21 protein-coding genes are annotated in these 25,335 nt (G+C 73.5%); 6 read left to right on the top strand and 15 right to left on the bottom strand.

The genetic code is table 11. From position 1 onward, the window contains the following. Positions 1-7 precede the first annotated feature (7 nt). Together Plo01_RS33180 and Plo01_RS33175 are read left to right on the top strand one after the other, a co-directional pair. Positions 8-1,483: an MFS transporter gene (locus Plo01_RS33180; protein ID WP_203894700.1), complete on the top strand. Its 1,476-nt coding sequence runs from the start codon at positions 8-10 to the stop codon at positions 1,481-1,483. Between the two features lie 705 nt (positions 1,484-2,188). Beyond that, the gene (locus Plo01_RS33175) at positions 2,189-3,187 is read left to right on the top strand and encodes a LysR family transcriptional regulator (protein ID WP_203894699.1); all 999 of its coding nucleotides are present in this window, start codon (positions 2,189-2,191) and stop codon (positions 3,185-3,187) included. On the opposite strand, the gene Plo01_RS33170 is transcribed toward Plo01_RS33175, so the two are convergent. Continuing rightward, the gene (locus tag Plo01_RS33170) at positions 3,141-4,697 is read right to left on the bottom strand and encodes a glycoside hydrolase family 10-like protein (RefSeq protein WP_203894698.1); all 1,557 of its coding nucleotides are present in this window, start codon (positions 4,695-4,697) and stop codon (positions 3,141-3,143) included. The genes Plo01_RS33175 and Plo01_RS33170 overlap by 47 nt on opposite strands. 242 nt (positions 4,698-4,939) lie before the next feature. Here Plo01_RS33170 and Plo01_RS40660 point away from each other — a divergent pair, with 242 nt between their 5' ends. Both Plo01_RS40660 and Plo01_RS33160 read left to right on the top strand, forming a co-directional pair. Beyond that, positions 4,940-6,670: a glycoside hydrolase family 3 protein gene (locus tag Plo01_RS40660; RefSeq protein WP_239317553.1), complete on the top strand. Its 1,731-nt coding sequence runs from the start codon at positions 4,940-4,942 to the stop codon at positions 6,668-6,670. Positions 6,671-6,856: 186 nt separating this feature from the next. Continuing rightward, positions 6,857-7,756, top strand: a complete 900-nt coding sequence (locus tag Plo01_RS33160; protein WP_203894697.1) for a MurR/RpiR family transcriptional regulator — start codon at positions 6,857-6,859, stop codon at positions 7,754-7,756. 89 nt (positions 7,757-7,845) lie between these two features. Here the strand turns inward: Plo01_RS33160 and Plo01_RS33155 are convergent, their stop codons facing one another. The 4 genes from Plo01_RS33155 to Plo01_RS33140 all read right to left on the bottom strand — a co-directional run bounded on the left by Plo01_RS33155 (position 7,846) and on the right by Plo01_RS33140 (position 12,044). Next, positions 7,846-8,331: an NUDIX domain-containing protein gene (locus Plo01_RS33155; protein ID WP_203894696.1), complete on the bottom strand. Its 486-nt coding sequence runs from the start codon at positions 8,329-8,331 to the stop codon at positions 7,846-7,848. 119 nt (positions 8,332-8,450) lie between these two features. Then, complete coding sequence (locus tag Plo01_RS33150) at positions 8,451-10,061, bottom strand: alkaline phosphatase D family protein (RefSeq protein WP_239317551.1); 1,611 nt, start codon at positions 10,059-10,061, stop codon at positions 8,451-8,453. A gap of 175 nt (positions 10,062-10,236) precedes the next feature. After that, positions 10,237-11,223 (bottom strand): aldo/keto reductase, encoded by a 987-nt coding sequence (locus Plo01_RS33145; RefSeq protein ID WP_203894695.1) that lies wholly within the window; start codon positions 11,221-11,223, stop codon positions 10,237-10,239. 71 nt (positions 11,224-11,294) lie between these two features. Continuing rightward, positions 11,295-12,044 carry a DUF4386 family protein gene (locus Plo01_RS33140; RefSeq protein WP_203894694.1) on the bottom strand — a complete coding sequence of 250 codons (750 nt, stop codon included), beginning with the start codon at positions 12,042-12,044 and terminating at the stop codon, positions 11,295-11,297. Positions 12,045-12,133: 89 nt separating this feature from the next. Here Plo01_RS33140 and Plo01_RS33135 point away from each other — a divergent pair, with 89 nt between their 5' ends. Next, positions 12,134-12,838 carry a TetR/AcrR family transcriptional regulator gene (locus tag Plo01_RS33135; RefSeq protein ID WP_203894693.1) on the top strand — a complete coding sequence of 235 codons (705 nt, stop codon included), beginning with the start codon at positions 12,134-12,136 and terminating at the stop codon, positions 12,836-12,838. Positions 12,839-12,866: 28 nt separating this feature from the next. Here Plo01_RS33135 and Plo01_RS33130 read toward each other — a convergent pair whose 3' ends face one another. The 10 genes from Plo01_RS33130 to Plo01_RS33085 all read right to left on the bottom strand — a co-directional run bounded on the left by Plo01_RS33130 (position 12,867) and on the right by Plo01_RS33085 (position 24,517). Next, on the bottom strand, positions 12,867-13,862 hold the full coding sequence (locus tag Plo01_RS33130; protein ID WP_203894692.1) for an alpha/beta hydrolase: 996 nt from the start codon (positions 13,860-13,862) through the stop codon (positions 12,867-12,869). Between the two features lie 357 nt (positions 13,863-14,219). Next, positions 14,220-15,350 carry a serine hydrolase domain-containing protein gene (locus Plo01_RS33125; RefSeq protein WP_239317549.1) on the bottom strand — a complete coding sequence of 377 codons (1,131 nt, stop codon included), beginning with the start codon at positions 15,348-15,350 and terminating at the stop codon, positions 14,220-14,222. Positions 15,351-15,426: 76 nt separating this feature from the next. After that, positions 15,427-16,344 carry an N-acetylmuramic acid 6-phosphate etherase gene (gene murQ / locus Plo01_RS33120; RefSeq protein ID WP_203894690.1) on the bottom strand — a complete coding sequence of 306 codons (918 nt, stop codon included), beginning with the start codon at positions 16,342-16,344 and terminating at the stop codon, positions 15,427-15,429. Between the two features lie 191 nt (positions 16,345-16,535). Then, positions 16,536-17,429 (bottom strand): GNAT family N-acetyltransferase, encoded by an 894-nt coding sequence (locus tag Plo01_RS33115; RefSeq protein ID WP_239317546.1) that lies wholly within the window; start codon positions 17,427-17,429, stop codon positions 16,536-16,538. After that, the gene (locus tag Plo01_RS33110) at positions 17,426-18,436 is read right to left on the bottom strand and encodes an oligopeptide/dipeptide ABC transporter ATP-binding protein (protein ID WP_203894689.1); all 1,011 of its coding nucleotides are present in this window, start codon (positions 18,434-18,436) and stop codon (positions 17,426-17,428) included. Before Plo01_RS33110 ends, Plo01_RS33115 begins: the two co-directional genes overlap by 4 nt. Then, a complete protein-coding gene (locus Plo01_RS33105) occupies positions 18,433-19,491 on the bottom strand; it encodes an ABC transporter ATP-binding protein (protein WP_239317544.1) in 1,059 nt (352 codons plus the stop codon). The genes Plo01_RS33110 and Plo01_RS33105 overlap by 4 nt, the downstream gene beginning before the upstream one ends. 3 nt (positions 19,492-19,494) lie before the next feature. Further along, positions 19,495-20,397 carry an ABC transporter permease gene (locus tag Plo01_RS33100; RefSeq protein ID WP_203894688.1) on the bottom strand — a complete coding sequence of 301 codons (903 nt, stop codon included), beginning with the start codon at positions 20,395-20,397 and terminating at the stop codon, positions 19,495-19,497. Between the two features lie 64 nt (positions 20,398-20,461). Further along, positions 20,462-21,472, bottom strand: coding sequence for an ABC transporter permease (locus tag Plo01_RS33095; protein ID WP_203894687.1), 1,011 nt, complete (start codon positions 21,470-21,472; stop codon positions 20,462-20,464). Between the two features lie 26 nt (positions 21,473-21,498). Beyond that, positions 21,499-23,316 (bottom strand): ABC transporter substrate-binding protein, encoded by a 1,818-nt coding sequence (locus Plo01_RS33090; protein WP_203894686.1) that lies wholly within the window; start codon positions 23,314-23,316, stop codon positions 21,499-21,501. A 223-nt stretch (positions 23,317-23,539) separates the two neighbouring features. Continuing rightward, positions 23,540-24,517, bottom strand: a complete 978-nt coding sequence (locus Plo01_RS33085; protein WP_203894685.1) for a GlxA family transcriptional regulator — start codon at positions 24,515-24,517, stop codon at positions 23,540-23,542. A gap of 112 nt (positions 24,518-24,629) precedes the next feature. On the opposite strand from Plo01_RS33085, the gene Plo01_RS33080 reads away from it, so the two are divergent. Continuing rightward, positions 24,630-25,190: a hypothetical protein gene (locus tag Plo01_RS33080; protein ID WP_239317542.1), complete on the top strand. Its 561-nt coding sequence runs from the start codon at positions 24,630-24,632 to the stop codon at positions 25,188-25,190. Positions 25,191-25,335 lie beyond the last annotated feature (145 nt).

Genomic DNA, 25,335 nt, shown 5'->3' with positions numbered 1-25,335 from the left:
GACCGGCATGACCGCTTCACCGAGCCCCCGAGAGGGCACCCTCAGCACTGAGGCTTCTCCCGCACCCATCGCCGGCGCGACCACGGCGCTGCTGGTGGTGCTCTTCGGTTCCTTCATGGACCTTCTCGACGCGACGATCGTCACCGTCGCGGCCCCGGCGATCGCCCGGGACCTGGGAGCGGGCGACGCCCAGATCCAGTGGACGATCGCCGCCTACGCCCTCGCCCTGGGCGCGGGCCTGATCACCGGTGGACGGCTCGGCGATCAGTACGGCCGCAAGCGGCTGTTCCTGGTCGGGCTGGCCGGGTTCATGGCCACCTCGGCGCTGTGCGCGCTGGCCGCCGATCCCGGAACGCTCATCGGCATGCGAGCCGGGCAGGGACTGACCGCCGGGATCATGGTCCCGCAGGTGTTCGGGATCATCCGGGCATCCTTCGCCCCGGGCGAACGTGCCAAGGCGTTCGGCGCCTACGGAGCGGTCCAGGGCCTCGCCTCGGTCGCCGGCCCGCTGCTGGGCGGGGTGCTCGTCGACGCCGACCTGTTCGGCCTGGGCTGGCGCACGATCTTCTGGGTCAACGTGCCCGTCTCGATCCTGGCGCTCGTCATCGGCGCGAAGGCGCTGCCGGAGTCCCGCTCCGCCTTGACCGCGCGGCTGGACCTGCCGGGCGCGCTCCTCGCGGCCACGGGCATCCTTCTCCTGCTGCTGCCGCTCATCCAGACCGAGGTCTGGGGGTGGACCTGGGGCAGCTACGCCCTCCTGGCGGCCGGGATCGTCGTGCTCGCGATCTTCCTCGCCTACGAGCGCCGCCTCACCGGGCGCGGAGCCGAACCCGTCTTCGACCCCGCTCTGCTGAGGATCCGCGCCTTCACCGTCGGCCTGAGCGCTTCGGCGCTGTTCTTCGGCGGCCTCGGGCCGTACTTCCTCACCCTCTCGGTCTACCTCCAGAACGGGACCGGCCGGACCGCGTGGGAGACCGGCCTGGTGATCCTCCCGTACGCGCTCGGCTCGATCATCACCTCCGGGCTCGGCGTCGCCCTCGCCACCAAGGCGGGCAGGAAGCTCCTGGTCGCCGGCTCGCTGACCATCGCGGCCTCTCAGCTCGTCCTGTGGTCCGTCGTCAAGGACGGCGACGATCCCGGATACTGGCCCCTCGCCCTGACGCTCTTCATCGGCGGTCTCGGCCTCGGGCTCGCCGCGCCCATCCTCGTCAGCGTCGTCCTCGCCGGCGTGCCCGGGCGCAACGCGGGCGCCGCGGGCGGAGTGCTGTCCACCGTCAACCAGATCGGCGGCGCCGCCGGCATCGCCGTACTCGGCACGGTCTTCTTCACCTCCGTCACCGGTTCGGCCGTCGGCGGAGCACCGGCGCCGCCCGACTACGGTCACGCGCTCGGCATCGTCCTGATCGTCTCAGCCGCGCTCTACCTGATCACGGCACTCGTGATGCTCGCACTCCCGCAAGCCGCAGCCGAGCACACGGGGTAGAGAATTCACGCCGCCCATCAACCGGCCGGGTCAGGCCGCCGGACAGCGGAGCCCGCGTTCCGCCGACATCGTCGGCGCCGGTCACTGGAACTGAGCGGGCGCCGATCGCAGGAACCGTCCTGTGCCCGGTGGACGTCATGTCGACATGGCGCCCACCGGACCCGGCGTGCCCGCGGCTTCGGCCGTGGGGCAGTCTCGCGGCTGCCGGTCTAGGTCTGCCGGGGAAGCAGCAGCGGGGTCGCCAGCAGGAGCACACCGGCATCCGGTCCCAGGAAGGCCAGGCCGACGGGCCAGGCCGCGCGCAGCGTCCCGGCCACGACCAGGACCCGGTGCCGCCCGAACCGGGTGACGAGCGGTTGGGCCAGCCGCGCGCGGCCCCCCGCTGTGCGCGAACGCGGCGGGGATCGTCAGCAGCGCCGCGAACCGCACCAGGTCCGCCCCGATCAGCACCGGCCGCTTGCGGCGGAACTCCGTCCACGGGCCGAGCGGCACCGCCGCGACCGCGCCCGCTGGTCCCGTACGCCGCCCAGAGCCACCCGAACCGCCGCCCCGATCGGTGCCTGCTTCGCATACCCGACGCTCCTCGCCACTCGCCCGCACAACCGATCCGCGAGCGCAGGCATCAAAGCGCGCGTCGTACCAGGAGATCAAACAACCGCAAGGCCCCTGGCTCACAACCATCGGTTGTACCCGTAGGGTGCTCGTATGGACCTCGACACCGTCCGGACCTTCGTCGCCGCCGCCGACGCGGGGCAGTTCCAGGAGGCCGCCGCCGAACTGGCGATCACCCAGCAGGCCGTCTCCAAGCGCATCGCCGCGCTGGAGCGCACCCTCGGCGTGCGGCTGTTCACCCGCACGCCGCGCGGCGCCGAGCTCACCATCGACGGGCAGGCGTTCCTGCCCCACGCCCGCGAGCTGCTGCGCGCCGCCGGGCGCGCGGTCGCCTCCGTGCTGCCCGGCAGCCGCCCGCTGCGCGTCGACGTGATCAGCTCGCGCGTCGCGCCCTCGGGCCTGATGCGCGACTTCCACCGCGCGCACCCGGAGATCGAGCTCGACGTGGTGATGCTGTTCGACATCGAGGCGGCCCTCGCCGCCATCCGATCCGGCGCGATCGATGCGTCCTTCCGCGCCGTCGCCGCACCCGGCCGGCCCCTGCCCGAGGACATCGCCTCCGTCCGGGTGCTCGACGAGCCGCTGCAGCTCCTCACCGGCCCCGCCCACGCGCTGGCCTCCGCCCGGTCGGTGACCGTCGCCCAGCTCGCCGGGCACCGCATCTGGATGCCCGGCCTCGCCCCCGGCACCGAGTGGGCCGCCTACTACGACGATCTGGCCGCCGGGTTCGGCCTCACCATCGAGGCGACCGGCCCCAACTTCGGCTCCGACGCGCTCCTGGACACCGTCGCCGACACCCCGGCGCTGGCGACCTTCATGGGCGGGCAGACCCGCCTGGTCTGGCCCGCCGGCCACGGCCTGCGCCGCATCCCGGTGACCGACCCCACGCCCGTCTACCCGCACTCGCTGCTGTGGCGCCGCGACAATCCCCACCCCGCGCTGGTCACCCTCCGCGACCACCTCGCCGCCACCGCGACCGGCCACGGCGCCGCAGGAACCTGGGCGCCGGACTGGGCGACGGGGCGGGAGGGGCGAGAGGGGCGGGTCAGCCGGTCACGCGGCGGCCTCCGCTCGGGGGGCTCTGGCGGCTGACGCGGTCGACGGCCGTCACGTAGTAGTACGCGCCCTCGGCGCCCTCGGGGTCGACCCAGCGGACGTGGCGGCCGGCGGGGACGACGGCGGCCAGGTGGCGGGCGTCGGCGAAGTCACCGGGACGGGCCCTGCGGTCCAGGCGGAAGATCGCGAACTGGAACGGGAGGCGCCGGCCGGTGGCGATGACGGTCAGCTCCACTCCCCCGCCGACCGTCCGCGCCGAGGCGAGGACCGGGCGGCGCGGGACCGGGCCGTCCGCCAGGCGGGGCAGGAGCGGCGGGAGCGCGGGCCGGGTGTAGTGGTCGGCCACGGCGGTGCTGATCGAGCCGATCCGGTCGGCCCGCAGGTCGCCGGAGTTGTACCAGATGTCGCCGCCGACCTCCGGGTGCTCCCGGTTGAGCGTCAGGTGCCGGGAGAGCTCGTCCGGCTGGAACCACTGCTCGGGCTGACCGGCCGCCCCCGCCTTGTAGGCCGCCTGGCCGATCCAGAGCTGCACGCCGGTGCCCGCCGCCACGTCGGACCACCAGGGGACCAGCTTGGCGTAGTCGGCGTTGGACTGGCCGATGTACCAGTAGAGCTGCGGGGCGATGTAGTCCAGCCAGCCCTTCTTGACCCAGCCCCGCGTGTCGGCGTGCAGGTTGTCGTAGGACTGGCCGCCGGCGGTGTCCGAGCCCAGCGGGTCGGTGGACCGGTTGCGCCAGATGCCGGACGGGCTGATGCCCCAGGAGACCTCCGGTTTGGCCCGCCGTACCCGCTGCTGCATCTCCTGGACCAGCAGGTCCACGTTGTCGCGCCGCCAGGCCGCCAGGTCGGGGAAGCCCTGGCCGTACCTGGCGAAGGCGGCGCTGTCGTCGAAGGCCGTGGTGTTGACCGGGTAGAAGTAGTCGTCGAAGTGCAGGCCGTCGATGTCGTAGCGGGTGACCGCGTCCATCATGGCGTCCTGCACGAACGCGCGGACCTCGGGCATGCCGGGGTTGTAGTAGAGCCTGCCGCCGTAGGCGACGATCCAGTCGGGATGCCTGCGGCCGGGGTGGTCGGGGTGGAGCTTGGCCGGGTCGCCCTGCATCGACACGCGGTAGGGGTTGAACCAGGCGTGGAAGGTCAGGCCCCGCCGGTGGGTCTCCGCCACCATGAAGGCCAGCGGGTCGTAGCCGGGGTCCTGCCCCTGCGTGCCGGTCAGATACTGCGACCAGGGCTCGTACGGCGAGGGCCAGAAGGCGTCGGCGGTCGGCCGGATCTGCACGAAGACCGAGTTGAGCCTGCGCCCCTGCGCGAGGTCGAGCCAGGCGAGATACTCGGCCTTCTGCTCGTCGGCGGTGAGACCGGGCTTGGACGGCCAGTTGATGTTGAGCACCGAGGCGATCCACATGCCGCGCATCTGGCGCAGCGGCGGGACGTGTCCGGTGGGGTCGGGGGAGGACGGCGAGGCGAAGGCGGGCAGCGGCACGGCCGACGCCGTGGCCGCCAGCGCCAGGCCGCGCAGGATCGTACGCCGGGTGGGTGAGCTCATGCGGACTCCTGGGGGGCGAAGATGAGAGCGCCGATGATGACGGTGGCAGAAAATTACATTCGCATCAATGATGGTGAAAGAAAGCGTCATCGATGTGTAACCTGCTGCCAGACGCCCGGCCCGCGGCGTCGCACGGCACCGGAGGCGGCAGGGCGCCCCGCCGGAAAGGTGACCCGCCGGAACAGGCGGCCCGCCAGGGAGGCGACCGGCCGGGAAGGCGACGCGCCAGGAAGGTGACCCCGATGCCGCACAGCAGTCCCGATCTGGCCCGGCTGGCCATGACCGTGCTCCAGCCCGGCTTCGACGGCGTCACCCCGCCCGGCTGGCTCCGCCGGGCCCTGGGCGAGGGCCTCGGCGGGACCGTGCTGTTCGCCAGGAACCTGGTCGATCCCGCCCAGACGGCCCGGCTCGTCGCGGAGCTGCGCGCGGAGAACCCGGCCGTGGTGGTCGCCGTCGACGAGGAGGGCGGGGCGGTCACCCGGCTGGAGGCCGGGACCGGCAGCTCGTTCCCGGGCAACCGGGCGCTGGGCGTGGCCGACGACGCCGGACTGACCGAGCGGGTCGCCCGGGCGATCGGCCGCCTCCTGGCCGCCGCCGACGTCACGCTGGACTACGCCCCCGTCGCGGACGTCAACGCGAACCCGGCCAACCCGGTGATCGGCGTGCGCTCCTTCGGTCCCGGCCCGGAACTCACCGCCCGCCACACCGCCGCCTGGGTCCGGGGGCTGCAGGGCGCGGGGGTGGCCGCCTGCGCCAAGCACTTCCCCGGACACGGCGACACCGTCACCGACTCCCACTTCGCGCTGCCGACCGTGCACGCCCGTCTCGACGTGCTGCGCGAGCGCGACCTGCCGCCGTTCCGCGCGGCGGTGGCGGCCGGGGTCCGGGCCGTGATGTGCGGCCACCTGCTGGTCCCCGCGCTCGACCCGGACGCCCCCGCCACACTGAGCCGCCGCATCCTGACCGGCCTGCTCCGCGAGGAGCTGGGCTTCGACGGCATGCTCGTCACCGACGCCATCGAGATGCGCGCCGTGGCGGCCCTCCACCCGCCCGGCGAGATCGCGGTCCGCGCGCTGGCCGCGGGCGCCGACGCGGTCTGCGCCGGGGTCTCCTCCCCCGGCGGTGAGAGCGTCCACGCGCTGCGCGAGGCGATCGTCGAGGCCGTGCACGCGGGACGGCTGCCCGAGGAGCGCCTGGCCGAGGCCGCCGCCCGTGTCCTGGCCCTGGCCTCCTGGCACGCCGGGCGGGCGGATCTCCGGAACGCCCCGGGCCCCGGCCCCGAGGGCGGAGAGGACGGGGCGGCCGTCGGGTTGGAGGCCGCCCGCGCGGCCGTGCGGATCATCGTCCCCGGGACCGCCGCGACCGCGGAAGCGGAGGACACGTCCCCGGCCGGGGACGGCGCGGCCGGGGACGGCGCGGCCGGGGACGTGTCCTCCGCAGTGAACGGCGCGATTCCGGCGGTGGACGACGCATCCCCCGAAGTGAACGGCGCGGCCCCGGCCGGGGACGACGCACCCCCCGAAGTGAACGGCGCGGCCCCGGCGGGGAACGGCCTGGTTCCGGAGGCGGGCGCCGGAATCGGTGAGCACTCCCCTCCCCCGCTCCGGACTCCGCCGTTCGTCGTCGACATCACCCCACGCCTCAACCCGGCCGCCGATCCGGCCACCCCCACCGGCCTGCTCGGCGCGCTGCGCGAGACCGCGCCCGGCACGACCGGGTGCACCGTCACCGCCCGGGTCCCCGAGCTGCCCGCCGTGCCGGACGACCGGCCCGTCGTGCTGGTCGTCCACGACGCCGGGCGGCACCCGTGGGTCCGGGAGCTGCTGGCCCGGGCCGTACGGCTCCGGCCCGACGCCGTCGTGGTGGAGACCGGGATTCCCGATGAGCCGGTCGGCGCGGTATATGTCACCACGCACGGTGTCTCCCGGGCTTCCGCCCGTGTGGTCGCCCACTGGCTGACCGGTGACAAATAAGCTGATCCCTACACGGAAGGGTGGAATCAATGAACCAGCACGGCGGCCCCGCCGGGCCTCCCCGCGGCGAGCGCCCCGCATGAGCGGGCGCCGCGGCGCCACCGCCGGGCCGCGCACGCCGCGAAGGTCGCGCTTGACCGGACGCCACGCTTCCGCCACCGGAGATCTCCGTCACGAGGGTTGCGCATGACCGAGAACGAAAGCCCCAGCCCGGCGAACCTCGTGGCGACGATCCGGGCGGTCCTGCCCTCACTCACCCCCGCCGCCCAGGCCATCGCCCACCGCATCCTCGACGACCCGGGGATGGTCGCCCGCAGCACCATCACCGAGTTCAGCGCGGTCTCCGGGACCAGCGAGGCCACCATCGTGCGCACCGCCCGGGCCCTCGGCTTCGCCGGGTACTCCCAGCTGCGCTTCGCGCTGGCCGCGGCGGTGGCCAGCCAGGCTCCCGAACGGCTGGTCCCCGGCGATCTCGCGCCCGACGACCCGCTCACCGACGTGATCGCGAAGGTGACCCGGGCCGAGTCGGAGGCGCTGGCCGACACCGCCGCGCAGCTCTCCCCCGACACGCTGGACGCCGTCGTGAGCGCCGTGTCCGCCGCCCGGCGGGTGGACGTCTACGGGGTCGGCGCGTCGGGCCTGGTGGCGATCGACATGGCGCAGAAGCTCATGCGCATCGGCCTGTCCGGCCACGCCTTCACCGACGCGCACCTGGCGGTCACCAGCGCCGCCCTGGTCAGGGAGGGCGACGTGGTGGTCGGCGTGAGCTGCACCGGCGAGACCTCCGACGTGCTGGGACCGGTGCGCGTCGCGCGCAAGGCCGGGGCCACGACCGTGGCGATCACCAACAATCCGCGCTCGTCCCTGGCCGAGCTGGCCGACCACGTCCTCGTCTCCGCGGGCCGGGAGACCGCCTTCCGCCCCGGCGCGCTGGCCAGCCGGATCAGCCAGCTGCTGATCGTCGACTGCGTCTTCGTCGGAGTCGCCCAGCGCACCTTCGAGACCTCGGACGCCGCCCTGCGCGCCACCCGCGACGCCCTGGACGAGTTCCTGGCCGACTCTCCCCGCAGGGGCCGGTCCTCCTGAGCGGTCCCGCCCCACTCACCCCGGAGGGATTCCGGGCCCGGAGACCCGGGGAACGGCCGCGGGCCCGTACGGCGGCGGGCCCGGGACGGTCAGCTCCGCCGCGCGTCCCGCCAGGCGTCTCGCCAGGCGAAGACCTCGGGCAGCACGACGGGCGCCCAGTGGGGCAGTCTCAGGTCGGCCAGCTCGGCCTCGTGCATGAAGCGCGCCTCGCTGATCTCCTCCCCGTCCGGGACGATCTCGCCGCCCACGAGCGCGCAGCCGTACACCGTGATCACGTAGGAGGTCTGGTCGCCGTTCCGATAGTGGACCCGGAACTCCGGCCCCCCGTAGACCCCGATGATGCCGAGCGGCTCCACCGTGAGGCCGGTCTCCTCGTGGAGTTCGCGGACCAGGGCGTCGGCGGGACGTTCGTCGGGCTCGATCAAGCCTCCCGGCGGGGCCCACACGCCGCTCTCATGGCACGCCATGAGCAGACGGCCGTCGTCGTCGAACACGCAGGCGGTCACGGACGGAAGGACCATGAGGTCGTGCCCGACCCGGGCGCGCAGCGACGCGAGGAACTCGGGGATCGGCATGCTATCGGCGGCCGGAGCCCGGGAGACGGATCATGAGCCCAGCCTAGCGGTGTACGGCCCGGCGCCGCCGCTCTCCCGGGCACCCGGCCCGGGAGACGGCTTCCTCCCCGCACGCGGCGCTAGGAGACGGGCCGGTAGACCCGCCTGAGCCTGCGGCTGCCGTGGGAGCTGGCGAACGAGGCGAGCCACGAGGAGGTCGCGTCCGCCCGGCTCCGGTTGGAGATCGTGAACCAGTCCATCTGGACCCGGCCGGGCTGGACGTCGAGCACGCCGTAGCCGTGCGAGTCGAGCTCCACCCCGCGCACGTGCCGGTTGGCCGCGCGGACCAGCCCTTCGGCGGTGAGCGAGAGCGTGCGCGGCTCGACGCGCAGGAAGTCGTCGATGTTGTCGCTGGTGACCGAGGGCACGACGAACTCGACGGCGAGCGAGGGCGACACCGGGTAGGTCGCGGCGGTCTGCGGGACGTCGTTGGCCCAGCTGGTGTGGATGTCCCCGGTCAGGAAGACCGTGTTGTCCGGCAGGGCCGCAAGCAGGCGCTTGCGCTCGGCGGTGTAGCCGTCCCACTGGTCGCTGTTGAGCGCGTACCCCCCTTCGGGGACGCCGAGCAGCCTGCGCAGCGGGCCGAGGAGGTGGGCGGGCAGGGAACCGAGCGCGAGCGGGCTGATCATCACCGAGTTGCCGATCAGCCGCCACCGGGCGCCGCCGCCGGACAGGGTGTTCCTGAGCCAGTCCATCTGGGCCTGGCCGGTCATCGTCCGGCCCGGGTCGTCCACCTCGACGCCGGAGGTCTGCTGGGAACGGTAGGAGCGCAGGTCGAGCATGGTCAGGTCGGCCAGGGTGCCGAAGCGCAGGTTGCGGTAGATCTCCCCCGACGGTCCGGTCCGCACCGGCATCCACTCGAAGTACGCCTGCCGGGACGCGGCCAGCCGGGGCGCCCAGGGACCCTCGGTCGCGGGGTCGTGGTTCTCCGCCCCGCCGGACCAGGAGTCGTTGGCCACCTCGTGGTCGTCCCAGACGATCATCCAGGGGCAGGCCGCGTGCAGGGCCTGCAGGTCGGGGTCGGTCTTGTACTGGCCGTGCCGCGTCCGGTAGTCCGCCAGGGAGAGGATCTCGTGCGCGGGCTCGTGCGGTCGCACCACGGCGCCGCGCGCGGCGAACTGCCCCCTGCCGTACTCGTAGATGTAGTCGCCCAGATGGACGACGCCGAACAGGTCGCCGCGGGCCGCCAGGTGACGGTAGGCGGAGAAGTGGCCGGCCTCCCAGTTGGAGCAGGAGACCACGCCGAGGCGGAGCCCGTCGACGTCGTCCTCCGGACGGGGCGCCGTGCGGGTCAGCCCGGCCGGTGAGGCGACGCCGGCGTACAGGAAGCGGTAGTGGTACGCGGTCGCCGCCTCCAGTCCTCGCACGTCCGCCTTCACCGTGTGGTCCCGCTCCGGACCGGTGGTCAGCGTGCCGGAGGCCACGATGCGCTGGAACTCCGGGTCCGCGGCGACCTGCCAGGTCACCTCGGCCGGGGCTCCCGCGCCGCTTCCGGGTACGGCCTCCGGTGAGGGGGTGACCCGCGTCCAGATGATGACGGCGTCCGGCAGCGGGTCGCCGGAGGCGACGCCGTGCCGGAACAGCGGGGTCTCGGCCGCCGCCGCGGTGGCGGCGGGGAGGCCGACCGCCGCGAGACCGGTGCCGGCCGCCGCGGCCTTGAGGAAGTCACGTCGCATGATCGTCTTCGCCACGACCGGAAGTTACTTCCGGTAAAGAGGACTGACAAGGCCCAACTACGGAGGTTCATCCGGCGTTCCACGGCCGGTCGGCCGCCGATCCCTCCGCGGTCGGTGAGCCGCGTCCAGCCGGGGCCGATCCGCCTGCGGTCAGTGCACCGTTATCCAGCCGGGGCCGATCCGCGCGCGGTCAGTGCGCCGCGTCCAGCCGGGCGCGCTGGTCCTCCGTCAGCTCCAGGTCCACCGCGGCCAGGTTCTCCTCCAGCTGCGCCACCGAGGACATCCCGACCAGCGGGATCACCGGCAGTTCGCCGCCGATCTGCCAGGCCAGCACCACCTGGTTCGCGGTCGCCCCGGTCTCCTCCGCGATCTCGCGCAGCACCGCCAGCCGGGCGGGCGTGCCGGGGTGGTCGTAGTCCGGCGGGAGCTGCTTGTCCTGGCGGGTGTAGACGCCGTGGAGCAGCGGCGAGTAGGCCACCAGGACCAGGCCGGGCTCGGCCCGCAGGTAGCCGCGGAGCTCGGCTCCGGCGTGGCCGAGGCCGCCGTCCGGGAAGAGCGGCTCGGGCATGTCGGAGCGCGGCCGGAGATAGCTGTGCTGGTACTGCAGGACCTCGTAGCCGGGCAGCCCGGCCGCCTCGGCCAGCGCGCGGGCCCGCTCCACCCGCCAGATCGCGTGGTTGCTCACCCCGAGCAGCCCGGCCGTCCCCTCGGTCACCAGCTCGGCGAAGCCCTCGACGGTCTCGCGCGGCGGGACCGTCCAGTCCTCGATGTGCGCGTACAGCAGGTCGATCCTGTCCACTCCGAGCCGTTCCCGGCTGCGCTCGGCGGCCTCCCGGATGACCTTCGCCGACAGTCCTTCCGGGTTGTCGACGTAGCTGGTTCCGGGCGCGAGCGGCCGCGCTCCCAGCTTGGTGGCGATGACGATCTCGTCACCGATGCCGCGGCTCCGCCGCCACCGGCCGAGCAGTTCCTCGCTCTGCCCGCCCTGGCCGCCGTCGACCCAGAAGGCGTAGTTGTCGGAGGTGTCGATGAACGTCCCACCGGCCTCGACGTAGCGGTCGAGGATGGCGAAGGAGGTCTTCTCGTCGGTCGCCGAGCCGAAGAGCATCGCGCCGAGGGCGAGCACGCTCACCTCGCGGCGAGTCTCCGGAGCGGTGCCGATGGTGCGGTACTTCATGGTTTCCTCCCGTTCGCGCCCGTCATCTCCGGGCCTCGGAAAGGAGTCTGGGATGTGGAGCGCGCTCCAGGTCAAGCCCCGCGGATCAGCGGCTCATGAAGATCCGGGGAGTCGGCCGCCGGCCGGCCGAGCAGCAGGGTGACGCCGAGGGCGGCGGCCCAGACGCTCCACAGGATGTAGCCGGCGAAGTTCGCCAGGTCCGCGCCGGGCACGCCGAAGGGGGCGAGCAGGCCGGCCAGGATCAGCGGGACCGAGATCACGGCGATCGCGGTGCGGACCCGCGGCAGCCGGGCGCGCCGGCGCAGCCCCAGCAGCAACAGCACGGTGAAGGCCGAGGTGAACACGTAACCGGCGGCCTCGCCCACCCACTGGCCGAGCACGGTGTGCAGGAGCTGGAACGTCTCGACCGCGTCCGCGACGTCGTCCGGCGCGGCGTGCGGGTCGGTGACCGTGCGCGCCAGCGCCGGGACCAGCAGCGGCCAGCGCAGCAGTCCGGCGACCTGCACGAGGGCGGCCAGGACGCCGGTCGCCGTCACGGCGCGGGCGATCCGGCCCGGTCCGACCAGCCGCGCGGTCCCGGCCGCGGCCGGGGCGAGCAGGGCCGCCCCGGCCGCGAGGAGCGCGAACAGCGCCGGCACGGCGCCGCCCGAGTCGGTGAAGCGCCGCAGCGCCTCGGCGGCGGGCCGCTGCAGGATCTGCGGGTAGTCGAACACGACGCTCAGCCCGACGAACGCGCCGTTCACCATCGCGACGGCGGTGACCAGCAACGCGCCGGTCCCCCGCGACCGGCGGCCTGTGCCTTCTTGCGAGACGGTGACCACGATTCCTCCTGTACGGTGTCCAGAATTGTACGCTGTACAGAGTTTGTACAATGTGAGGAGATACGTCAAGGGAGAAGGGGAGCCAAGACATGGGAGAGACCGGCCGCCGGGCACGGCCTGGCCCGAGACGGGCCCTGAGCGAGCGGGAGATCCTCGACGCGGCGATGCGCCTGCTCGACGGCGGCGGAGCCGAGGCGCTGTCGGTCCGCAGCGTCGCCGCCGAGCTCGGCGTCGCGCCCAACGCCCTCTACACGTATTTCGCGTCCAAGCCCGTTCTCGTCCGCGCCCTCGTCGACGACCTCCTCGGGCAGGTCGGCCCCGGCACCCTCACCCCCGCCGACGATGACTGGCGCGGCGCGGTGACCCGGTTCGCCCTCGCCCTGCGCGAGACCCTGCTGGCCCACCCCGGGGCGGTGCCGCTGCTGCTCGGCTCCGGCTTCGACGGGCCCAACGCCCTGGCGGGCGGCGAGGCCCTGCTCGACCTCCTGGTGCGCGCCGGGCTGCCCCAGGACACCGCGTCCCGGGCGTCCTACCTGATCATCACCTACATCCTGGGCACCGTCGCCCTCGACGCCGCCGAACTGCCCCCCGGCGTCCCCCGGCCCGACGACGCCGCCCGCACCGCCGCCAGGCGCGGCCGTCTCGCCGGCATCCCGGCCGACCGTTTCCCCCGCACCGCCGCCACGGCCGACGTCGTGGCGGGCTACAACAGCACCGAGCAGTACCTGTGGGGCCTCACCCGGCTGCTCGACGGCATCCTGACCGGCCCGCCCGGCCGCTCGACGGCATCCTGACCGGCCCGCCCGGCCGCCTCCCGGCGGATCAGGGGCGGGCCGCGGCGACGACGTCCATGACGGCGCCGACCACCAGGTCCTGCCGGGCGAGGTGGACGTAGTGCTCGTCGGTGTCGGCGAGCACGTACCGGCCCCGGGTGGACAGCTTCGCCAGGGACTCGTAGGTCCCGGGCGGGCCCCCGGCCCGGGCGGCGATCACCACGACGGGCATGTCGCCCCACGCGCCGGGACGCTCGGTGGCGTGGACCTGCCGGGTGCCGGCGAGGAACGACTCCGCCTCCCGGGTCGCCGCCTCCAGGGAGCCGGGCCCGTACACCACCGGCGCGTGCTCGCGGCCCGGCGCCGTGGTGGTCTCCGGCAGCAGCCAGCCCCCGGCCCAGCGGACGAGGCCGAGCCGGGCGGCGAGGCCGTACAGGCGCGTCTGGCCGATCATCAGCGGGACGCCCGCCTCGATGGCTGCGTCGGATTTGCCGGACGCGTCGCTGACGTCCACCAGGACCATTCCCGCGACCCGCTCGGGGTGGCGGTCGGCGAGCAGGCGGACGACGTGACCCCCGTAGGAGTGGGCGGTCAAGACGAACGGGCCGGTCTCGCCGCCGCGCTCCAGCAGGGTGTGCAGCTCGTCGGCCGCCCGGCCCGCGTCCCTGGGGCCGGGGCCGGGCTCGCTCCAGGCGTATCCGGCGCGGTCGTAGGCGCAGGCCCGGACCGAGCGGGCGGCGAGGGCGGAGCGCACGCCCGCCCAGGTGGTGGAGGACTCGCCCCACCCGGCGTCGAGCAGCACGGTCGGGCCGCCCGACCGGGGACCCTCGCAGTGCAGGTGGAGCCGGTGACCGCCGACGTCGACGAGCCTGCCGGGCATCGGGTGCCGGGTGCCGTCCCCCTTCTCCGCGATGGCCTCGGCCCCGCATCCGGCCCCCGCCAGGACGAGCAGTACGGCCACCGCCCCACCGGCGATCCGGGCCGTCCTGCGCAGCCATCCCTTCCGTCCCGGCCGCTCCCGGCGGCCGGCTTTCGTCTTCCCCATATGTCTGATCCCCATGTGATGTCGGCTGGCAGCGGAGGGAACGGGGATCCGCCGCACGCGGGGCTCCGTCCCTCCCGGTGATCAGGTTTCCATCGGGGCCCGCCGGGCGGATCGGCCCTTCGGCCGGCGATGCGGGGCCGTGAAACTGGGACACCGGAGCACCGGGGTGCGACCCGGGGATGACCCGGCTCCACCGCCGGGACGACCGGGAGCCGGGGCGGGAAGGAAGGCGGAAGGAGGGCGGAAGGAGGGCGGAAGGAGGGGCTCCGGGCCTGGCCGCGCCCGGACCGGCCGCACCCGGAACAGACACGCCCCGGACGGACGTGCCCGGACCGGCCGCGCCCCGGACGGACGCGTTCAGGTCAGGCGCAGGGCCTCGGCGGCGACGGCGTGCCGCAGGGCGCGGATGCCGGGACGGCCGCGCAGGGGGTGGACGTTGTTGGTCAGCAGGACGACGGTCAGCTCGCGGGCGGGATCGACGACGAGGGAGGTGCCGGTGAAGCCGGAGTGGCCGTAGGCGTCGGGCAGCGGGCCGACGATGGCGGGGTCGCCGATCCGCACGCCGAGGCCGTGGCGGAAGCCGTCGCCCTCGATCCCCTGGTCGCGGGTCATCTCCGCGACGGTGTCCGGGCGCAGGACGGGTCCTCCCCCGCCGCGCAGCGTCTCGGCGAAGCGGAGCAGGTCCCCGGCCGTGGAGAAGATCCCGGCGTGCCCGGCGACGCCGCCCAGGCCGTACGCGGTCTCGTCGTGGACCTCGCCGCGCACGCACCCGGAGCGGGGACGCTCGGTCTTGTGCTCGGTGGCGACGGTCCGGGACAGCAGCGGCCCGCCGGGCCGGTAGACGGTGTCGGCCAGGCCCAGCGGCCCGGTGACGCGGGAGCGGACCAGCTCGTCCAGCGGCGCTCCCCCGGCGAGCTCGGCCACCCGGCCCACGGTGATCATTCCGACGTCGGAGTAGAGGTAGCGCTCTCCGGCCGCGTGCAGCGGCGCGGTGGACAGGACGCACTCCATTCGGGAGGCGTGGACCCCGGCCCCCTCCCCGGGGATCTCCAGGTCGGCCCTGCGGCCGGGCGGCAGGCCCGCCGTGTGGGTGAGCAGGTGCCGGAGGGTGATCTCCGGATGCCCGCCGTAGCAGGCGGGCAGCAGGGCGGCGACGGGATCGTCGAGGCCGACGAGCCCGTCCTCGGCCAGGGACAGCACGACGGCCGTCGTGAACAGCTTGGTGACCGAGGCGAGGTCGAAGAGCGAGTCGTGACGTGCGGGCGGCCGCTCGGGCACGAGCTCCTCCGACACCCCGGCGTACCGTACGGCCTCGCCCACGGCGGCGACGGCGGCCACCTCCCCGCCCGCCGCGACCGCCGCCACCGCGGCCGAGCACACCCCGGGCACGGCGGCGGCCAGGACGCGCTCCAGCGCGGAACAGGCCGCGGGGTCGCCGGCCCCGCCGAGAGCGGCCGGTGGGCCCGGGACGCCGGGCCCCTGGGACACCGGAGCAGCGGCCGGGCCTGGAACGCCGGGCGCACCGGATCTGCCGCGCTCCCGGGGCGTCCTCGACCCGGGCGGATCAGCCACCGCGCACTCCCTCGGCGGCCAGGGCGGCCTCGAGGTTGTCCCCGTGCGCCGTCAGCAGGGTGCGGGCGCCCTCGCTGTCCAGGCCCTGCTCGACCATGAGCACCGCGACCTTCACATTCCAGCCCGCCTCCTCCAGCGCGGAGCGGGCGGCGGAGAGCCCGGCCCCGGTGATGTCGCTGACCATCCTCGTGGCCCGGTCGGCGAGCTTGGCGTTGGCCGCCGACACCTCGATCATGTTGTTGCCGTAGGTGCGCCCCAGGCCGACCATCGCGATCGTGGAGATCATGTTGAGGACCAGCTTCTGCGCGGTCCCGGCCTTGAGGCGGGTCGAACCGGTCACCACCTCGGCCCCGACGACGACCTCGATCGGGTGCCGCGCCGCCGCCGCGATGGGGGCGCCCGCGTTGCACGTCAGCGCGACGGTCAGCGCGCCCCTGCGCGCCGCCTCCCGGAGGGCTCCCACGACGAACGGCGCCCGGCCGCTGGCGGAGACGCCCACCACCGAGTCGAGGGCGCCGACCTCCCGCTCCTCCATGGCGGCGGCCCCGGCCGGGGCGTCGTCCTCGGCGCCCTCGACCGAGCGGGTCAGCGCGGGCTCGCCGCCCGCGATGACCCCCTGCACCAGTTCCGGGTCGGTGCCGAAGGTCGGCGGGCACTCGGAGGCGTCCAGCACGGCCAGCCGGCCCGAGGTGCCCGCGCCCACGTAGATCAGGCGTCCGCCCCGCTTCATCCGGCCGACGATCGCGTCGATCGCGGTGGAGATCGCCGGGATCGCCTCGGCCACCGCCGCGGGCACCGTCGCGTCGGCGGTGTTCATCAGCCGGGCCACCTGCTCGGTCGAGAGCCTGTCGATCTCCCGGTAACGCGGATCACTCTGTTCGGTGGACAGGCCGGCGAGTGAATCAGTCATGACGCCCCATGTCGCTAATTTTCATCAAGACCTTCTCTTGTGTAAATTATCTTCTAAGACGGGACATGTCACTCACCCACCCCGGGGCCGCGCGGCCCGCACCCGGCCGGCCGCCCCGTGCCGGCGGCCGGTTCACCGCCCCGTCACCGGCGTCCCGGGACTCCGGCGCTCACCGTCCGGATCTCCGGCGGTCACCGCAGGCCGCGGCGGTAGAGCCAGAAGACCCGCTCGGTGCGCGCCCCGACCGCCCGCGAGTAGAAGCGCAACGGGCCCACCCACGAGATCTGCGCGCTCGCCAGCCCCGCCGCCCGCATCTCGGCCAGGCAGCGGCGGAGCAGGACCCGCCCGGCGCCGAGGCCGCGGGCGGCCGGGGCCGTTCCCATCGGGCCGAACCAGGCGGGCCGGGCGCCCCACGCCGCGAAGGCGAGGATCTCCCCGCCGCGCGCGGCGTAGTGGCAGCCGGTCGCCTGCTCGGCCTCCCAGGCCCAGGTGTCCTTCCAGTGGTCGCGCACGAACGCGGCCACGGTGGCGCGTTCCACCGGCGGGCCGGCGGCCTGCACGGTGACCCCCTGCCCGGCCAGGCGTGCCAGGTCGGCCTCCGTGGACAGGTCCGCGGCGTCCAGATCGACCGTCATGTTCCAGGCGGCGTGGTAGCGCTCGTAGCCGAGGCCCTCGGCCAGGCAGACGGCCGGGGTGTAGCGCACGTCGACGCCCGGCCAGGCGTAGCAGGGCGGGTTCCCGGCGAGGCGGGCCTCCGTCGCGCCCTCGGCCCGCAGCCACTCCTCGGCCGCGCCGACCAGCGCCCGGCCGCACCCCCGGCCCCGGGCGCCGGGATGGACGGCCAGCAGGTCGATGTGTCCGACTGCGGCGTCGCGTCCCGACATCGAGGCGAAGACGACGCCGTCGAGACCCGGGGTCGTCAGCGCGGTCCAGCGGCGCCGCGGGGGCGGCGTCGCGAGCCGGGAGACCAGCGCCGGGCCGTCCCCGGGGTCGAGGGTGAGCGCCGCCCCGGCGACCTCGCCGAGCGTCGCCAGCTCGGCGGCGGACGCCTCCCGGATCTCCCAGGACCCGCCCACCGGGTTCACGCCCGGCCTGCCGGCATGGCGACGACGCTGCGGCGTTCGGGGTGGAAGCAGGCGTGTTCCTGCGGGATGTCGCCGGTGCGGCCGAGGACCGGGACCTCGGCGGAGCAGCGCCCGGTGGCGAACGGGCAGCGCCGGGCGAACAGGCAGCCCGCGTCGTGCTCGTCCTCCTCCAGCGCCCCGGCCGGCGTCACCGGCTGCCCGCCCGGCACCTCCAGGCCGTGCAGCACCGGGATGGCCGACAGCAGCGCCTGGGTGTAGGGGTGGACGGGGGCGGAGATGATCGTCTCCACGGGACCGCGCTCGACGACCTGGCCCCGGTAGATGACGTACAGCTCGCCGTCGTCGCCGATGTAGCGGGCGGTCGCCACGTCGTGGGTGATGAACAGCACGCTCACGCCGAGCCTCTCGCGCAGGTCCCTCAGCAGGCCCAGGATGCCCAGCCGGAGCGAGACGTCGATCATCGAGACGGCCTCGTCGGCGACGAGCGCCTCCGGGTCCACGGTCAGGGCCCGGGCGATGACGACGCGCTGGCGCATGCCGCCGGAGAGCTGGTGCGGGTAGCGCGGCAGCACGTGGCCGGGGTCGAGGCCGACCAGCCCGAGCAGTTCCTCCGCCCGCTCGTCGATCCACCCCTTCGCCCGGCCGGTCTGCCGGGCCCGCAGCGCCAGGGGCGCGGCCAGCGTCTGGTGCACCGTGCGGGTCGGGTTGAGCGCGGAGTAGGGGTCCTGGTGGATGAGCTGGATCCGGCGGAAGTACGGCCGGCGCGCCCGCGGGCGCAGCGACGTCATGGAGACGCCGTCGATGGTGATCTCGCCGGAGTCGTGGCTCTCCAGCCCGGCGAGGATCCGGCCCAGCGTCGTCTTCCCGCAGCCGGACTCGCCGATGAACGAGACCGCCCCGCCCCTGGCGATGGAGAAGTCGACGCCGCGCAGCGCCCGCACGTCCCGGCCGCCGAGCACGCCGCCCCGCTGCCTGAAGGTCTTGGTGATGCCCTGTCCCGTGATCACGCCTGCTCCTCCCGCGCTCCGGCGGCGACCGCTTCCCCGCCATGCTCCTGCGCGCCCGCCTCGACGGCGTGGCACGACACGAGCCTCGTGCCGTGCGCGACCGCGGGCGGATGCTCGCTCTCGCAGACGTCCATCCGCAGCGGGCAGCGTTCCCGGAACACGCATCCCCGCGCCGGGACGGTGGCGAGCGTCGGCGGGCGGCCGGGCAGCGCCCTGGCCTCGCCGATGTCGCCGACCAGCCGCGGGATGGCCTGGATGAGGCCCCGGGTGTAGGGATGGCGGGGATCGCTCAGCACCTGGCGGGTGGGGCCCTGCTCGACCAGGCGCCCGCCGTACATGACGGCCAGCCGGTCGGCGACCTCCGCCACCACGCCGAGGTCGTGGGTGATGACCAGGGTGGTGAGCCCGCGCTCCTCGTGGACCTCCCGGATGATCCGCAGGATCGTCGCCTGGGTGATCATGTCCAGCGCGGTGGTGGGCTCGTCCAGCACGACGAGGTGGGCGTTGAGGACCAGCGCGAACATGATGCCCGCGCGCTGGCGCATGCCGCCGGACAGCTCGTGCTGGTAGGAGTCCAGCACGCGCGCGCCGTCCAGGCCCATCCGGCCGAGCAGGTCCCTGGCCTCGCGCACCAGGGCGCGCAGGTCCTCCACCCCGTGCGAGCGGCCGAGGTCGAGCAGCTGCTTGCCGACCGTCTTGAGGGGGTTGAGGGAGTTCTGGGCGGCCTGGAAGACGTAGCCGACGTGCCGTCCCCGGGCCCTGCGCAGTTCCTCGCCGCGGAGCGCGACGACGTCGCCGAGGCCGTCGATCTCCACGCTGCCCGCGCTGATCCTGCCGGGCGGCTGGACCGCGTTGAGCAGTGAGAGCGCCAGCGTGGACTTGCCGGAGCCCGACTCGCCGACCACGCCGGTGATCGTCCCGGGGGGCAGTTCCAGATCGACGCCGGAGACGGCGGGCAACTCGCCGGCCGGGGTCCGGTAGACGACGGTCAGCCCGCCGATCCGGACGCCGGGGGCGCTCTTCCGTCCGGGGGTGGCCGATGGGGTCACAGGCACCCGTCACTCCTCACGCAGGCGGGGGTTGAAGATCTCGTCCATGGCGTCGACCACGAGCACGATGCCCAGGGTGAACAGCAGGATCGCCAGCAGCGGCGCCAGCATGTACGGCAGCGCCGCCGTGGTGGTCAGCGCTCCCCCGCCGAACACCGAGAGGTTGAGCATGACGCCCCAGTTGTCCGCCTCGTACGGCAGCACGCCCAGGAAGAACAGGCCCACCTGCGCGTAGACGGCGCCGGTGACCGCGATCAGCATGTTCATCGCGATGTACGGCGCCATGCTCGGCAGCAGCTCCCTGCCCACGATGTGGGTGGTGGGCAGGCCCAGCCCGCGGGCCGCCTCGATGAAGCCGCGCTCGCGCAGCGACAGCGTCTGCGCGCGCACCGCCCGCGCCACGCCGCCCCAGCCGAGCAGGCCCAGCACCAGCCCCATCTCCACCGCGCTGCCGAACGACCACACCGTCGACAGCACCAGCAGCAGCGGCAGCCCGGGGATCGTCAGCTTCATGTCGGTCAGCCGCATGAGCACGGTGTCCCAGCGGCCCCGCTTGAAACCGGAGAACAGCCCGATCGCCGTGCCGAGCACCACGGTGATGACGGCGGTGACCAGGGCGCTCAGCAGCACGTACCGCGAACCGGTGACGACCTGCGCGAGCACGTCACGCCCCTGCCCGTCGGTGCCGAACCAGTGCTCGGCGCTCATCGGCGCGTAGATCCGGTCAGGGTCGCGCGGCAGCAGCTCCGGATGGAACATCGGCCCGAACACGCCCATGAAGGCGAAGCCGAGCACGATGACGGCCCCGATCAGACGGCTGGGCTTGCGCCGCATCACCCGCCACACGCCGCGCCAGAAGTTGCGGCGCATGGCCGCCGCCGTGCCGCCGGTCTCCAGGATGGCACTGCTCACGTGGCCTCCTCCGTCGGCCGCGTTCGCGACGCCGCTGTGTCCATGGCTCGCTCGCTCCGCTCGCTCACGTCGCCGCCTCCTCACCCGAGCGGACCCTCGGGTCGATGACCGTGTAGAACAGGTCGGCCAGGATGTTGGCCACCACGATCGCCGCGGTGATGAGCAGGAACGCGCCGCCCATCAGGGCGTAGTCGCGGTTGACGACGCTCTCGATGAGCAGGAAGCCCAGCCCCGGATAGTTGAAGATCTTCTCGATGAAGATCGCGCCGCCGAAGAGCAGGCCCAGCGAGAGCGCCAGGATCGTGAACAGCGGCAGGATCGCGTTGCGCGCGACGTACCGGAAGATGATCGAGCGTTTCATCCCGCGCAGCTCGGCGGCCAGGATGAAGTCGTCGCCGAGCACCGTGACCACGCTCGACTTCATCGCCAGGATCCAGCCGCCGTAGCTCGCCAGCGCGTAGGTCACCACCGGCAGCGTGGCGTGCTCGATCAGCGAGCCGATGTAGCCGGCGTTGAACCCCGGCTCGAACAGGATGTCGGCGGTGCCGCCCTGCGGCAGGATCGGGATCAGCGTGGTGAAGATCGCGCCCATCAGCAGCGCCAGCACGTACTGCGGCACGCCGTGCAGCAGCGAGCCGGAGATCGCCAGGAGGTCGCCCAGCACGCCCGAGCGCTTGACGGCGGCGTACACGCCCATGATCACGCCGACCAGGAAGCTCAGCAGCGTGCCGGCCAGCACCGGCAGGACGGTCCACTTGGCCGCCTCGCCCAGCACCGCCGTCACCGGGGTGCCGGGGTTGGTGACCGACACGCCCAGGTCGAAGCGGAACAGGCCGGTCATGTAGTCGGCGTACTGCTCCCCCAGCGTGCCGCTGGGCAGGAAGCCGTACATGACGGCCGTGGCGCGCTCGGCCGCCTCCGGCGACATGCCCTGCTCCAGCAGCTTCTGGTAGCGCGCCGCGATGGGGTCGCCGGGGATGTTGCGGATGATGAAGAAACTGATCGTGGCGACCACGAGGACCATGGCGATCCCGCGGGCCAGGTGGCCCGCGAGACGCCGTGCGATAACCGTCATGCCCACTGAGTCTTCTACGTCTTCCGCTACGAGGTCTTCTTCACCATGCCGAGCTGGATCCACACCCCGGCGGGCAGGCGCAGCAGGTCGCTGTCCTGCTCGGGCCAGCCGGTGAACCTGCCGGTGTTGGTGAACTGGGTGTTGACGTAGTCCCAGAGCTGGATGACCGGCAGATCCCGGTTGGCGGTCTTGGCGAGCTGGAGCATGATCGGCTTGGCCGCCTCGGCGTCGGCCGCGTTCAGCTTGCCGGTCAGCTCACCGGGGTTGACCTTGCCGACGCCCTCGACGTCGATCTCCTCGGCGCCGCCCATCCAGTTGCCGCCCTTGCCCGGGGCCGCGTGCTGGATCTTGCCGGCCACGTTGGTCCAGCCGTTGGAGGCGCCGTACAGGCGCTGGTAGATGTCGTACGGCGCGGGACCGAGCGCGATCAGCCAGAAGCCGGCGTCGTACTTGCCGGCCGCGATCTCCTCCAGGTACAGCGGGTAGTCGGCGACCGTGACGACCTCGGCGTCCACGCCGTTCTCGGTGAGCTGGCCCTTGATGTTCTCCTGCGCGGAGATCCAGTCGGAGAAGCCGGACGGGGCGTGCATGGTGAGCTTCCACGGCGTGCCGTCGGCCAGCGTCCACTTGCCGTCCTTCTTCTGCAGCCCGGCCGCCTTGAACTCCTCCTCGGCCTTGGCCACGTCGTGCTTGTACGGCTCCAGCGCGCCGAGCTCGGCGCCCAGCCACTCCTGGGCGGGCTTCTGGTGGATGCCGGAGGTGGTCACCGCCGGGGTGCCGCCCTCGGGCGAGGCGACCTTGACGACCTGCTCGCGGTCGATCAGGTAGGCCAGGCCGCGGCGTACGTGCACGTTGTCGTAGGGCTTCTTGGACTGGTTGAACGCCAGGCCGACGGCCACCGGCGAGTAGCCCTTGATGATGTTGGCGCCGGACGCCTGCTTGATCTTGTTCATCACGTCGGGGGGAGCCGCGGTGAAGCCGGCGTGGTCGAGCTTGCCGCTGATCAGGTAGTTCCAGATCTGCTCGTTGCCGGTGTAGTTGAGGAACTTCACCTGGTCGGGGGCGACGTTGGCGGCGTTGTAGAAGTTCTTGTTCTTCACCAGCAGCGCCTCGCCCGGGTTCGCCCGCTGCAGGACGAACGGGCCGGCGGAGACGTCCTTCGGCGGCGCGAAGGCGATGATCTTCTGGCCCAGCGCCGTGATCTCCTCGCGGGCCTTCTCGGCGTCGGCGCCGGTGCCGCGCGAGGCCTTCAGCTTGTCCCAGAAGTCGGCGGGCAGCACGCTGCCCCACACGTGCGCGGGCGCCACGTAGGTGTCGAGCACGCCGCGGGCGAACTTGGCGCTCGGGTTGGTCATGTCCTGCGTGACCTTGACCGTCTTGTCGTCGACCACCTGCACGTCCGCCGCCGCGCCGGCCGCGCCGGGCGTGATCGCGAAGGCGGTGCTGCCCTGGGTGTAGGCGATGCCGATGGAGAGCCTGACGTCCTCGGCGGTCACCGGCTTGCCGTCGGACCACTTGTTGTCCGGCTGGAGCTTGACGGTGATCGAGGAGTTGTCCGGGGCGATCTCCCAGCTCTCCGCGATGCCCGGATAGAACTGGTTCGGGTCGGTCATGTGGTTCTTGATCCAGGCGAGCTTCATCGCGTTGTACCCCAGGAACGAGTTGCCCTTGGGGTTGTACGGGTTGGCGGGCGCGTTGGGGTCGATGCCCGGCCTGTTGACGTCGATCGTGGTGAAGAGCCCGCCACCGCCGCCGGCGGACTTGTCTCCCGTGGTGCTACCGCTGCTGCATGCCGTGACGGCGGCAAGGCTGAGCAGCACCGCTGCCGCTGCTAGACGCTTCATGAACCGCTCCGGTGGGGGGTCTCGTCGATGCCGAAAGGCGGGACTTTGACCGGACCCTACGGGCGCGCGGAAGCTCCGTCAATAATTTCCATGAGACGTGAAGGTTCTGTAATTTTTCTTCATCGCCGCCGCGGTGAAGCCCGCCTTCATGATCGTCGTGATGGCCGTTCAGGCCGCCGGGACCGGGTCTCCCGCCGGTCCGGCCCGCCCCGTCCGCACCGTCTCACACCGCCCGCGGCGGATGCGTCGCCTGCGTCGAGCGGTAGCGCGAGGGCGGGATGCCGTACTGGTCCACGAACGCCTGGCGCAGGGTCTCGGCCGTCCCGAAACCGCAGCGGGCCGCCACGACCGCGACGGGCAGGGAGGTGGAGGCCAGCAGGTGCGCGGCGGCCTCGGTGCGGGCCCGCCGGACGAACCGGCCGGGCGTCCGCCCGAGGTGCTTGAGGAACAGCCGGGTCAGATGCCGCTCGCTCACCCCCGCGCCGGCCGCCAGCGCGGCCGTGGCCAGATCGCCGGCCAGGTCGCCGGCGATGCGGTCGACCACCCGTTTGACCAGGGCGTCCTCGGGCGGCGGGGCGGCGGTGAACATGCTCATCTGCGCCTGGTTGCCGGGCCGCTGCAGGTAGGTCACCAGGTACCGGGACACCCGCCGCGCCAGCTCGGTGCCGTGGTCCTCCTCGATGAAGGCGAGGGTGAGGTCCAGGGCGCTGGTGACCCCGGCCGACGTGGCGACGTTCCCGTCGCGGATGAAGATCGGGGCGGGGTCGACGGCGACCTCCGGGTGCCGGACCGCCATGTCGCGCGCCCACCGCCAGTGGGTGGTGGCGCGCCGGCCGTCGAGGAGACCGGCGGCGGCCAGGATCCCGGCGCCCGTGCACACCGACGCGACGCGGCGGCTCTCCCGCGCCAGGCGGCGGACGTGCGCGACGAGCAGCCGGTCGCCGGCCGCGTCCTCGTGCCCGATCCCGCCCGACACGATCAACGTGTCGAGCGGCCCGGCGACCCGCTCCAGCGTCTCCTGGACGTGCAGCGTCAGGCCGCTGCCGCAGGTGATGGGACGGCCTCCCGGACCGGCCAGGCGCACCCGGTACGGCGGCGCGGCGCCCAGCCCGTTCGCCATCTCCAGGGTCGAGGTCACACAGGCGATGTCGAGGAGCTCGGCTCCCTCGTATCCGACGACGGTGACGCGCCGTTCTCTCATGAACCGACTCTAAGCGGACGACTCCATGTCGGAAAGACAGGGATGCCAAGTTTTCGGACCTCTCCGCCGGTGTCCGTTGGCTCCCGGGCGGCGGGACGGCAACGTTTGCGCCATGACTGCGACCCGCACCCCGGAAACCGTCCAGACGACGTCCTCCACCGCGCTCCCCGCCGACCCCCGGCCGGAGTCCCCGGCCGCGTCCGAACCGGCGGCTCGGACGACGGCCCCGGCCGTTCCCGGGGCGGTGGCCCCGGCCGCGCCGGAGGCGGCGCCCCGGGCCGCGCGGCCCCGGCGGCGATGGGCCCGGTTCACCTGGCACTACATCGAGATGATCATCGCCATGTTCGTCGGGATGGCCGTCCTCGGCATGCTCCTGAGCGCCGTCGGGCTCGGCCTCTCCCACGAGCGGCACCCCGATCTCGCCTACCTGGTGATGGCGTTCGACATGTCCGTCGGCATGGCCGTCGTGATGCGCTTCCGCGGTCACGGCTGGGTGAGCACCCTGGAGATGTGCGCCACGATGTTCATCCCCGCCGTGCCGCTCTTCCCGCTGCTGTGGCTGGGCGTCATCGACGGCGGCACGCTGATGGTCGTCTCGCACGTGGCGATGTTCCCGCTCATGCTGGCCGCCATGTTCCGGCGGCTCGACGAGTACGCGGGCTGCGCGCACTGAGGGGCACGGGCGGCACGCGCCGGGGGCACGACCGCGCGCATCGGACGACGGCGGGGAATCCGCCCCCGGCCTCCCGATTCGGCCTGACGGGCGAACCGGGAGGCCGCTCCCGGGAGATCCCGATGAATGCGCCGGGCGCGCGCCT

Origin of the sequence: Planobispora longispora (assembly GCF_016863135.1) — a bacterium.
GTDB classification, from domain to species: Bacteria; Actinomycetota; Actinomycetes; order Streptosporangiales; family Streptosporangiaceae; genus Planobispora; species Planobispora longispora.
This window is presented reverse-complemented; position numbering and strand designations above follow the sequence as displayed.

What these genes read in the sequence shown, in the direction of transcription:
- Plo01_RS33160 (WP_203894697.1), top strand. Translation starts at nt 6,857, where the DNA reads ATGACCGAGAACGAAAGCCCCAGCCCGGCGAACCTCGTGGCGACGATC.
- Plo01_RS33095 (WP_203894687.1), bottom strand. Translation starts at nt 21,472, where the DNA reads ATGACGGTTATCGCACGGCGTCTCGCGGGCCACCTGGCCCGCGGGATC.
- Plo01_RS33130 (WP_203894692.1), bottom strand. Translation starts at nt 13,862, where the DNA reads ATGGGGAAGACGAAAGCCGGCCGCCGGGAGCGGCCGGGACGGAAGGGA.
- Plo01_RS33175 (WP_203894699.1), top strand. Translation starts at nt 2,189, where the DNA reads ATGGACCTCGACACCGTCCGGACCTTCGTCGCCGCCGCCGACGCGGGG.
- Plo01_RS40660 (WP_239317553.1), top strand. Translation starts at nt 4,940, where the DNA reads ATGCCGCACAGCAGTCCCGATCTGGCCCGGCTGGCCATGACCGTGCTC.
- Plo01_RS33085 (WP_203894685.1), bottom strand. Translation starts at nt 24,517, where the DNA reads ATGAGAGAACGGCGCGTCACCGTCGTCGGATACGAGGGAGCCGAGCTC.
- Plo01_RS33090 (WP_203894686.1), bottom strand. Translation starts at nt 23,316, where the DNA reads ATGAAGCGTCTAGCAGCGGCAGCGGTGCTGCTCAGCCTTGCCGCCGTC.
- murQ (WP_203894690.1), bottom strand. Translation starts at nt 16,344, where the DNA reads ATGACTGATTCACTCGCCGGCCTGTCCACCGAACAGAGTGATCCGCGT.
- Plo01_RS33135 (WP_203894693.1), top strand. Translation starts at nt 12,134, where the DNA reads ATGGGAGAGACCGGCCGCCGGGCACGGCCTGGCCCGAGACGGGCCCTG.
- Plo01_RS33145 (WP_203894695.1), bottom strand. Translation starts at nt 11,223, where the DNA reads ATGAAGTACCGCACCATCGGCACCGCTCCGGAGACTCGCCGCGAGGTG.
- Plo01_RS33080 (WP_239317542.1), top strand. Translation starts at nt 24,630, where the DNA reads ATGACTGCGACCCGCACCCCGGAAACCGTCCAGACGACGTCCTCCACC.
- Plo01_RS33155 (WP_203894696.1), bottom strand. Translation starts at nt 8,331, where the DNA reads ATGCCGATCCCCGAGTTCCTCGCGTCGCTGCGCGCCCGGGTCGGGCAC.
- Plo01_RS33180 (WP_203894700.1), top strand. Translation starts at nt 8, where the DNA reads ATGACCGCTTCACCGAGCCCCCGAGAGGGCACCCTCAGCACTGAGGCT.
- Plo01_RS33170 (WP_203894698.1), bottom strand. Translation starts at nt 4,697, where the DNA reads ATGAGCTCACCCACCCGGCGTACGATCCTGCGCGGCCTGGCGCTGGCG.